The sequence below is a fragment of the Lactobacillus agrestimuris genome (assembly GCF_943193025.1).
Lineage (GTDB): Bacteria > Bacillota > Bacilli > Lactobacillales > Lactobacillaceae > Lactobacillus > Lactobacillus agrestimuris.
Genome location: NZ_CALPCQ010000026.1, coordinates 18,674 through 27,392, shown reverse-complemented (window position 1 = coordinate 27,392; position 8,719 = coordinate 18,674). Strand labels below are relative to the sequence as shown.

Sequence of the window (8,719 nt, the reverse complement as noted above, 5' to 3'; positions counted from 1 at the left end):
CCTATTTTGATTAAATAAATAATTAAAAAATCAATTTGCGAGAAAGAACTATTTACACAAAAGATTTGACAGTCTCATTAGACTTGCCTTATACATATGATTTAGTCGATGAAGAGGCATCTATAAATTTACTACTTATGTATGAAAACCTTATTGTAATAAGCTATTCATGCTTTTCTAAGAGAAGTATTGTATAAATATAAATTCAATAATTAATATTTATACATTTTATGTACATAGCATGATACAATAATTTCTGAGGAGCTTTGAGCTCCTTATAACACTCATTTCCGTTGTTTTTCTCATTAACAATGGAATCCAATTTTTATATCACTTTTTCTTATTTTGGCCGCTTAAATTATTTCTTAATTTAGGCGACTTTTTCTTTACAAAAAATAATTATCAAGTAAGTTCTGAAATCTATTAACAATTTTTAATTATAAAAATAAGTACAATGTGAGTTGTTGCAACAACTAAATTAATAACTATTATGTTCAAACTTTGGATAAATAAAATTGAAATTTTTTTACTATTGATAGCGCATTCTTATTTTGTTACCATGTGGGTGCTATTGGCCTATGGTCGATCAGTATTAGCTAAAGTAATAATACTGGTACTAGTTAATTGTTCATGATTGAATAAATTGACCTGCCAGGTTTGTAATATTTTTCCACGCTTAATTGGAGTAGCAATTGCTTGAATTCTTCCGTTTGAGACTGGACGCAAATGTTCAGTTGTGATGTTTACGCCAACAGAGATTTTATTTAATTTTTGAGATTCAAGCCATTTGTTTGCTGCTAAAGAAGCAGCGGTTTCAGCTAAGACTGCATTAATTCCGCCATGGACTATGCCAAAAGGTTGCTTAATTTTATCAGTTACTGGCAAAGAAATTTTTGCTTCAGAAGCCGTAACTGATTCAGTTTTAATACCTAAGTTGTCTAGTAAGTTCATTTATGTACCTCGTTTATATAGAAAGAGTAAGAAAATGACAGAAGTAACATGGGAAAAAGTTAAAAATTATTCAGAGATCATTTTTGAAAGGGCAGGCAAGATTGCCAAGATTACTATGAATCGTCCTGAAAAAATGAATGCCTTCACACCAGTTACTGTGCAAGAAATGATAGATGCTTTTACCATTTGTCGTGATGATAGCACAATTGGAGTAATTATTCTAACTGGTGCAGGAGATAAGGCTTTTTCATCCGGTGGAGATCAAGGCGTTCGCGGCAATGGAGGTTATGTCGGACCTGATAAGATTGCCCGTCTTAATGTTTTAGACTTACAACATTTAATCAGAATCATTCCTAAGCCAGTTATTGCTATGGTTAAAGGTTGGTCTGTCGGTGGCGGAAATATTTTGCAATTAGTTTGTGATTTAACCATTGCTGCCGATAATGCTAAATTTGGTCAAACCGGTCCTAAAGTGGGTAGTTTCGATGCTGGTTATGGTTCTGGCTATTTAGCTAGAGTTATTGGACATAAGCGTGCCAAGGAAGTTTGGTTTTTAAATCATTTCTACTCAGCTGAAGAAGCCTACCAAATGAATTGGATTAATAAGGTTGTACCACTTGATCAAGTTGAATCAGTTACTTTGGATTGGTGTAACGAAATCTTGACCAAATCACCAACCGCCTTACGTTTCATTAAGGCAGCGATGAATGCTGATACTGATGGTTTAGCTGGACTTCAACAACTTGGTGGAGATGCAACTATGCTCTTTTACACTACTGATGAAGGAAAAGAAGGTAGAGATGCCTTTAATGAAAAGCGTAAACCAGACTTTGACCAATTCCCTAAGTTTCCTTAAAGTGTGGAAAAATGAAAACACAAAATTGGTTGTTAAAGCAGGCACAAACTAATCCTAATCATTTAGCAATTGATGATGGGAGAGATTACCTAACCTTTTTGCAGGTTCAAGAAAAGGTTACAATTTTAGCAGGGAAATTGGCACAAACTGATGCTGGAGATAAAGTAGGTCTATTAGCATTAAATAGTTTGGATACTTATTTACTTGCGCTTGCAATTATTTGTTCAGGTAAGACAATCGTTTGGTTGAATTGGCGGCTTGCGAGTGAGGAACTATTTCGACAAATTGACGATAGTGAATTAAAAGTTTGTTTGGTTGAAGATAACCTATTGCGACCAGAAATGGATGATCGCTTTATTGCTTTTTCAGATTTTCAAAAAATTGCAGGCAAAGATGTCGAATTAGTTCAAGAATTTGATTACGATCATGTAGCAAGTATCATGTATACTTCTGGCACAACAGGTTTGCCCAAAGGAGTACTACAAACTTTTGGTAATCATTTTTATTCAGCCGTTTCATCGGCTTTGAATCTCGGCCTAAATGAGAATGATGAATGGTTATGTGTAGCTCCAATTTTTCACATTAGTGGCTTTTCAATTATCATGCGCAGTTTGATTTACAGCATGACAGTCCGGTTAGTCGCAAAATTTGATGCGAAAAAAATCAGTCAGATTTTATCTGAAGAACCTGTTTCAATTATGTCAGTAGTTCCTTTTATGCTTAAGAAATTGCTGAAAATAAAGCAAGAAATGAAAACTAGCTATAATTCAAATTTTCGTTTTATGCTGCTTGGTGGTGGAACTACGAATAAACCGACTCTTAAAGAGTGCGAAAACTTTTCAATTCCAGTTGTTCAATGTTATGGGATGACAGAGACCTGCTCACAAATTATTGCTTTAAAGGCTAGTGATGCACTGAAAAAGATTGGCTCAGTTGGTCAGCCATTATTTACTACACAACTTAGGTTGCTTGATAATGGAGAAATTTTGCTCAAGAGTCCAGCCCTTAGTCCTGGATATTTAAACTTACCTGAAAAAATGGCTAAAAAGAAATTGGATGGTTGGTATCGGACTGGGGATGTAGGTCATCTTGATAAAGACGGGTATTTATATATTGATGGTCGAATTGATGAAATGATGATCTCTGGAGGAGAGAACATTTTTCCACAAGAAGTAGAACAAGTCTATTTGCAGCATCCCGGTATTGATGAAATTGCGGTTGTTGGAAAAAAGAATCTTGAATGGGGAGAAGTTCCGATTGCCTTTGTTGTGGGTGATCAAAGTTTAAAGACTGAAGACTTAATCCACTTCGGTTTTGAGCATTTGGCCCACTACAAAGTTCCGAAAGAATATATTTTCGTTTCAGAATTACCAACAAATGCTAGTGGGAAAATTAAGCGATATTTATTAAGGGAAAAGATAAATTAGGAGCTCTTATGGAAGAAATAAACAATAAGTCGACAACTAAACGTATTGGTAGCTTTATTCTGCTGTACTTGGGTTATATGCTCTTATTTGCAGATAGAACTGTTATGAACATCTCTTTGGCTTATGTGAGTCAGGAGTTTAATGTTGGAGCCGCAGCTTTAGGTACAGCGGCCAGTGCCTTTTTCTTAGGCTATACTTTAATGCAAATTCCTGGTGGGTATTTGACTGACCGAATTGGAAGTAAAAAAATGATCATCATCACTCTGCTTGCATGGTCAGTGATGACAATTTTTACTGGTCTTGCATGGTCACTGCTTGCTTTAATTGTAATTAGATTTTTATTCGGAATAGCAGAAGGTCCATATCCATCTGCGGCCTTAAAGCAGATTGCTGAAGATTACTCGGAAAAAGAAAAGGCACAAGCTACTTCGGCTTTGATTTCGTCAAACTATGCTGGTGCGGCCATTGCTCCATTTATCATTGTGCCAATTATTGCTATGAGCGGTTGGCGTAGTGCCTTCATTTGTCTTGGTATCGGCGGATTAGTCTTGATGTTCATTTATTTCTTATATGAACGTCCGATTAGTAGTCGTAGTACTAGTTCTGAAGGTTCTAAGAAAATTGTTTGGAGTGAAATTGATTCAAGAGTTTGGGCATTTGTTTTTATCGGTCTAGCTTTGAATGTTATTACTAAGGGACTTGAAGCTTGGATGCCAATTTATTTCTTGAAAGAACAAGGAATTAATTTAAAGAACTTAGCTTGGCTTGTACCATTACCAACTATTGCAGGTGGAATTGCGGCATTTATTTCAGGCTTCATCATGGTTCATCTCTTTAAGAAGCGTGAACGCTGGATGATTATAATTGCTTCATTTTTAACTTTGATTTTTATGTTTGGTTTGTTTAAATCGTCGTCACTTGCTGCAATTGTGACTTTTGAAGTTTTGATTTACTTTGTTAAGTCATTGGCTTTCACTGGAATCTTTAGTTTTACATCAAGAATTTTGTCAGATAAGGCCTACGGTTCATCAATTGGGATTGTTAACTTTGGTGGACAACTTGGTGGCTTTATCGGACCGCTTTTAATCGGATTAATTGTTCAATGGACCAATTCATATTCCAGTGCTTTTTTAGGCCTAGTAATTAGCGCATTCTTGGCCGTTGTCTTTTGTTTCTTTATCAGAAAATAAATTTAAGCAGTCATTTTGACTGCTTTTTTTGAGCAAAAAAGACGACAAGTGAATCATAAGTAAGTATACTAAAATTATTATAGAATTAATTACTTTTAGTAAGGGAAGACATTATGGACACAATTAAAAATATAATCATTGGATTTGGAAAAGGTGGAAAAACCTTGGCAAAATTCCTTGCAGGTCGAGGCGAAGAAGTTTTAGTAATTGAAAAATCGAATAAGATGTATGGTGGTACTTGCATCAATATTGCTTGTTTACCATCTAAGCGTTTAATCATTGAAGCTGAAAATGGCGTTGATTTCGTTGATGCGGTTAATGGAAAAAATGATATGACAGCGATGCTTAGAAACAAGAACTATCACATGCTTGCAGATGAACAAACTGTTACGGTGTTAGATGGAACCGCTAAATTTTTAAACGATCACGAAATTGAAGTAACGACTTCAGATGGAGAAGTTAAGAAATTTAAGGGTGAAAGAATCTTTATTAATACAGGTGCTACACCAGTTAATTTGTCAATTCCTGGTTTGCAGGAAAGTAGAGCAGTCATGGATTCAACTGCCGCAATGGATCAAACTACTTTACCTAAAAACGTGGTTGTGATCGGGGCCGGTTATATTGGCTTGGAATTTGCTTCTATGTTTGCTAAGTATGGTTCAAAGGTTACAGTTTTGGATTTGCATTCAGACTTTTTACCAAGAGAGGATACTGACATTGCTGAAAGGATTAAAGAAGACCTCGAAAAATCCGGTATTAAGATTGAGCTTGGCGTTGATATTACAAAGGTTGATCAAGAAGAGGTCTTTTACGAAAAAGATGGTGACAAGTATGTTGCTAAAGGAGACCGAATCTTACAAGCAACTGGTAGAAAGCCAAATATTGAAGGACTTGGTCTGGAGAATACGTCAATCGAAGTAACTAATCGCGGTGCAATTAAAGTTGATGATTACTTGCAAACAACGGTAGAAAATGTTTGGGCAATTGGGGATGTCAAAGGCGGTCCACAATTCACTTATATCTCTTTAGATGATTTTAGAATCATCAAGGATCAATTATTTGGTGATGGTAAACGTAAAGTCAGTGACCGTATCAATGTTCCATATAGCGTTTTTATTACACCTACCCTATCAAAGGTGGGGTTGAATGAAAAAGAAGCTAAGAGTCAAGGTATTTCTTATGTCTTGAAAAAGTTACCAGTAGCCGCATTTCCAAAAGCACAAGTTTTAAAAGATCCACGCGGTTTATTTAAGGCTTTAGTAGATCCAGATACTGGTTTGATATTGGGGGCCACATTATATGGTGCCGAATCACATGAATTGATTAATCAAATCTCACTTGCGATTAATCAAAAGATTCCAGCCAACGTTTTGCGTGACCAAATTTATACTCATCCAACCATGAGTGAAAGCTTCAATGATCTTTTTAAGTAAACAACAAACCCTAGTATGTATTTGATAAGAAACATACTAAATATTGGTGCTAGAAAAATTTTTTGAGTGCTGTAAGCGCGATTGTAGTAAGTGGTACAGCTATTTTTTGAATTTGAAATTCAATTTTTAATTTGTATTTCGGCTAATTAAACGATAGAATATGTATCAGTTGAAACACAAGATATTGTGTTTCAAAACCGTAAATCATACATTCTTTTGTATTTACTAATATTTTTGGAGGTTAATTAGTAATGAAGTTTAGTAAAAAGTTGGCTGCTGCCGCTGCAATTGGTTTGGCATTAGTAGGTACTGCTGCTTGTTCGAATGGAAATAGTAACTCTTCTTCATCGAGTGACAAGATTCCATCAAAGATTACTAAAAAGACAACAGTTGTTTTCTGGCATGGAATGTCCGGTGTTCAACAAAAGACTTTGCAAAAGTTAACTAATGAATTCGAAAAGGAAAATCCTAAGATCAATGTAAAGCTTGAAAACCAAGGTTCATACATAGACTTACAAGCAAAGCTTAATTCAACGTTGCAATCACCAAATAACTTGCCAACAATTACTCAAGCATATCCAGGCTGGCTTTACAATGCTGCTCAAAACAAGATGCTTGTAGATCTTAAACCATACATTAACAACACTAATGTTGGTTGGGGTAGTGCTAAAAAGTCAGGCATCAGACAAGAACTTTTTGACGGTGCTAAGATTAACGGTACTCAATATGGTATCCCATTCAACAAGTCAGTTGAATTGCTAACTTACAACAAGACAATGTTTGATAAGTATGGCATTAAGAAGGTTCCAACTACTATGGAAGAACTGAAGGATGCTGCAGAAACTATCTACAAGAAGAGTAATCATAAGGTTGTTGGTGCAGGTTTTGACTCACTTGCCAACTATTACCTATTAGGAATGAAGGACGAAGGCGTTGACTTCAGCAACAAGATTAACTTCACTGGTAAAGATTCAAAGAATGTAATTAATTACTATGCAGATGGTGTAAAGAAGGGTTACTTCAGAACTGCCGGTTCAGAACACTACTTATCAGGTCCATTTGCTAACCAAAAGGTAGCAATGTTCATCGGTACTTCTGCAGGTGAAGGATTCGTGAAGCAAGGTGTAGGCGACAAGTTTGAATACGCTGTTGCTCCTCGTCCAGGCAAGTATACCATGCAACAAGGTACTGATATTTACATGTTCAACCATGCTTCAAGCGAACAAAAGGCTGCTGCATTTAAGTACATGAAGTTCTTAACTTCTAAGTCAAGCCAACTTGAGTGGGCTAACACTACTGGTTACATCCCTGTAAACTCATCAGTTGTTAACTCAAAGGCATACAAGGATAACAAGAACATCAAGTCACCAGCAATTCTTAGCGATGCGATGAAGAACTTGTACAGTGTTCCAGTTGAAAAGAACTCAAACGCAGCATACACTCAATTGAACAACATTATCCAAAACATCCTTTCATCTGCTCAAAAGGATCAAAACATTAACAATGCAATTGATAATGGTAAGTCTAAGTTTGATGCAGCATGGAAGCAATAAAAAGATAGAATTTGAATAAAATGCGACAATCAATTAACCAAACAGGCAAATCAGCTTGTTTGGTTTTTGTTTTACCCTTAAGTTATACTGATAGCAAGAGGTGAGATTATGACTAAATTTGTATTAGCACCAGATTCATTTAAAGAAAGTATGACTGCCAAAGAAGTATGTCTTGCAATGAAAAAAGGAATTCTTAAGGCAGACCCTACAGCGGAGATCGATAGTGTCCCACTGGCTGATGGAGGTGAAGGGACTGTTGATTCACTTGTTGATGCAACAGGTGGTAAGAAGATCGATGTGAGAGTAACTGGTCCACTTGGAAATGAAATTGACGCTTATTATGGCATTTTGGGTGATGGCAAGACTGCGGTCATTGAAATGGCTAAGGCTAGTGGCTTGGAGCTTGTGCCGGAAGATCAAAGAAATCCGATGCTTACTACCACTTATGGTACTGGCAAATTAATTAAGAATGCAATTGATCAGGGAGCGAAAAAAATTATCGTTGGACTTGGCGGCTCAAGTACGAATGATGGTGGAGCAGGGATGGCTCAAGCTTTAGGTGCTCATTTACTAAATAAAGCTGGTAAGGAACTTGTCTTTGGTGGCGGAAATCTTGATCATTTAGAGCGAATTGATGTAACTGAACTAGATCCTAGATTGAAGCAAGTAAAGATTATTTTAGCTAGTGATGTAGTTAATCCTTTAACTGGAGAAAACGGAGCCTCACAAGTCTTTGGTCCACAAAAAGGCGCTAATGAGAATCAAGTTATGCAGTTAGATCATAATTTACATCATTATGCTCAGGTAATTAAAAGAGACTTGGGTAAAGGCGTAGAATTTAACGAAGGAGCAGGTGCTGCAGGTGGACTTGGTGCTGGATTAATGGCCTTTACTAATTATGAAATGCATAAAGGAATTGATTTGGCAATTAAGGTGACTAATTTAAGAGAGAAAATTAAGTCGGCAGATTATGTTTTCACTGGTGAAGGCGGGACAGATTTTCAGACAAAGTTTGGTAAAACTCCATATGGTATTGCTCAAATTGGTAAGAAATATCATAAGCCAGTAATCTCTTTAGCAGGTCATTTAGGAGACGGAATTGATAGTTTGTACAAGTACGGTTTTACAGCTTTCTTTGGAATTTTGCCTGGGGCATGCAGCCTAGATGAAGCTTTAAAAAATGGCGCGGAAAACGTTGAAAGAACAACAGAAAATATTGTTCGAACTTTAATGACTAAAAATATTTAGTCTACAAATTTATAATTTTCTCTCCACATTTTGCTCAAAGTAAGGTAGTATTAATTACTAA

Annotated in this window: 7 protein-coding genes; 6 read left to right on the top strand and 1 reads right to left on the bottom strand. The window is 36.1% G+C overall.

All coding sequences use genetic code 11. From position 1 onward, the window contains the following. Positions 1 to 576: 576 nt before the first annotated feature. Positions 577 to 951, bottom strand: coding sequence for a PaaI family thioesterase (locus tag NFR82_RS07725; RefSeq protein WP_251717716.1), 375 nt, complete (start codon positions 949 to 951; stop codon positions 577 to 579). Between the two features lie 34 nt (positions 952 to 985). Between NFR82_RS07725 and menB the strand changes: the two genes are divergently transcribed. The 6 genes from menB to NFR82_RS07695 all read left to right on the top strand — a co-directional run bounded on the left by menB (position 986) and on the right by NFR82_RS07695 (position 8,658). Then, positions 986 to 1,807 carry a 1,4-dihydroxy-2-naphthoyl-CoA synthase gene (menB, locus tag NFR82_RS07720; protein ID WP_251717715.1) on the top strand — a complete coding sequence of 274 codons (822 nt, stop codon included), beginning with the start codon at positions 986 to 988 and terminating at the stop codon, positions 1,805 to 1,807. Positions 1,808 to 1,818: 11 nt separating this feature from the next. Further along, positions 1,819 to 3,234, top strand: a complete 1,416-nt coding sequence (locus NFR82_RS07715) for an o-succinylbenzoate--CoA ligase (RefSeq protein ID WP_251717714.1) — start codon at positions 1,819 to 1,821, stop codon at positions 3,232 to 3,234. Between the two features lie 8 nt (positions 3,235 to 3,242). After that, positions 3,243 to 4,424, top strand: coding sequence for an MFS transporter (locus NFR82_RS07710; protein ID WP_251717713.1), 1,182 nt, complete (start codon positions 3,243 to 3,245; stop codon positions 4,422 to 4,424). A gap of 113 nt (positions 4,425 to 4,537) precedes the next feature. Continuing rightward, positions 4,538 to 5,857, top strand: a complete 1,320-nt coding sequence (locus NFR82_RS07705; RefSeq protein ID WP_251717712.1) for an FAD-dependent oxidoreductase — start codon at positions 4,538 to 4,540, stop codon at positions 5,855 to 5,857. A 251-nt stretch (positions 5,858 to 6,108) separates the two neighbouring features. After that, positions 6,109 to 7,410, top strand: coding sequence for an extracellular solute-binding protein (locus tag NFR82_RS07700; RefSeq protein WP_251717711.1), 1,302 nt, complete (start codon positions 6,109 to 6,111; stop codon positions 7,408 to 7,410). A gap of 108 nt (positions 7,411 to 7,518) precedes the next feature. After that, complete coding sequence (locus tag NFR82_RS07695; protein ID WP_251717710.1) at positions 7,519 to 8,658, top strand: glycerate kinase family protein; 1,140 nt, start codon at positions 7,519 to 7,521, stop codon at positions 8,656 to 8,658. Positions 8,659 to 8,719 lie beyond the last annotated feature (61 nt).

Excerpts from the sequence above, each read along its gene's own strand:
- NFR82_RS07700 (WP_251717711.1), top strand. The coding sequence starts at position 6,109 with ATGAAGTTTAGTAAAAAGTTGGCTGCTGCCGCTGCAATTGGTTTGGCA.
- NFR82_RS07695 (WP_251717710.1), top strand. The coding sequence starts at position 7,519 with ATGACTAAATTTGTATTAGCACCAGATTCATTTAAAGAAAGTATGACT.
- menB (WP_251717715.1), top strand. The coding sequence starts at position 986 with ATGACAGAAGTAACATGGGAAAAAGTTAAAAATTATTCAGAGATCATT.
- NFR82_RS07725 (WP_251717716.1), bottom strand. The coding sequence starts at position 951 with ATGAACTTACTAGACAACTTAGGTATTAAAACTGAATCAGTTACGGCT.
- NFR82_RS07715 (WP_251717714.1), top strand. The coding sequence starts at position 1,819 with ATGAAAACACAAAATTGGTTGTTAAAGCAGGCACAAACTAATCCTAAT.
- NFR82_RS07710 (WP_251717713.1), top strand. The coding sequence starts at position 3,243 with ATGGAAGAAATAAACAATAAGTCGACAACTAAACGTATTGGTAGCTTT.
- NFR82_RS07705 (WP_251717712.1), top strand. The coding sequence starts at position 4,538 with ATGGACACAATTAAAAATATAATCATTGGATTTGGAAAAGGTGGAAAA.